Source organism: Streptomyces sp. NPDC107546 (assembly GCF_055639175.1).
The window spans coordinates 1-1425 of the sequence record NZ_JBVKBA010000083.1; the positions used below are offsets into that span (position 1 = coordinate 1).

General features: G+C 69.6%; 1 protein-coding gene. It reads right to left on the reverse strand.

All coding sequences use genetic code 11. The annotated features are described in order from the left end of the window. Nucleotides 1-91 precede the first annotated feature (91 nt). Nucleotides 92-1369, reverse strand: a complete 1278-nt coding sequence (locus ACZ7L1_RS39220) for an IS701 family transposase (RefSeq protein ID WP_471444494.1) — start codon at nucleotides 1367-1369, stop codon at nucleotides 92-94. Nucleotides 1370-1425: the final 56 nt, after the last annotated feature.

Here is a 1425-nt window from a genome sequence, read left to right on the forward strand (position 1 = left end):
CTAGTAGGACTCCGTTAGGTCTTTCTTGATCTTGGCGTGGCTCTGCTGGGCAGGGGTTGGTGGCAGGTGGTGCAGGTGCCGGTCCAGCAGTTCAGCAGGTCCTGGAGGGCGTCGAGGATCTGGTAGAGGGTGAGTCCGGTGTGTCGGCTTTTGGGGCCAGCCGCTGCTCGGTGAGGAAGGCGTGGGCGGCGGTGACCAGGGTGACGTGGTGGTGCCAGCCGGTCCAGGAGCGGCCTTCGAAGTGGTCCAGGCCCAGGCCGTGCTTGAGTTCGCGGTAGTCGTGCTCGATGCGCCAGCGGATCTTTGCCAGCCGGACAAGCTCTGGGATCGGGGTGTCGTCGAGCAGGTCGGACAACCAAAAGCGGGTCGGTTTGTCCTCACCCTCGGGCCACTCGGCCAGGAGCCACACCTGGGGCAGGACGCCGTCCCACCGGCCGTGCTCGGCCACCGCGGCTGCCTTTGCCAGCCGACGCGAGCGCACCCCGGCCGGCCGGACAAGCATCGCCAGGAAGCGGGAGGTCATCTGGCCGCGGGAGCCTTCCCGCCAGGTCACCTCCTTGAAGGCGTCCCGTCCGGCTGCCGCTGCCAGTTCCGCCACCGTCACCGGCGGCTGTCGGTAGCGGGGAACCGGCCGGCGGCCGGTGCCGGACCAGGCCGGGGCATCGGGGTGTGCGTCGTGCGGCTGGACGGTGATATCGCCGCGGACGCCGACCACGTAACGGATCTCCCGCTCGGCCAGGCCGGCGCGGAAGTCGGCGTTCTGGCCGTAGCCGGCATCCGCCGCCACCACCGGCGGCACCAGCCCCCACCCGGCCAGTTCGTCCAGGGCGTCCAGGGCGAGGCGCCACTTCTCCCGGTGCCCGACCTCCTCGGGGACGCCGGTCCGCCGGCGCCGGGCGGCGTCATCCGCCCACTCCCGGGGCAGGAACAGCCGCCAGTTCAGCGGGCACGAGGCCGTGTCGGAGACCGCGTGCACGCTGACCGCGACCTGGCAGTTGGCCTGCTTGCCCAGCGCACCGCAGTACTGGGGAGCAACCCCGACCGACATCCTGCCGTCCTTGGGGAACGACACATCGTCGACCGCCCAGGCGTCCGGGCCGATCTGCGGCACCATCCGCTCGGCGATCCTCCGGCGCACCGGCACCGGATCCCACGTGGACTGGTTCACGAACTGCTGCAGGTTCTGCTCGTTGCCGTCCGGCAGCCGCGAGGCCATGGCCTGGATGGACTTGCGGCGTCCGTCCGTCATCAGTCCCCGCAGATAGCAGTCGCTCTTGGCCCGCTGGTCCTTGCGCGGCACCGAGGCGAACACATCCGCCACGAATAACGCCAACGTCGCCCGAACACGATTGACTTCATGTGCGTCCACACAGTCCTCATGCCCCTGAACACGGCACGCAGACAGACGTAACGGAGTCCTACTAG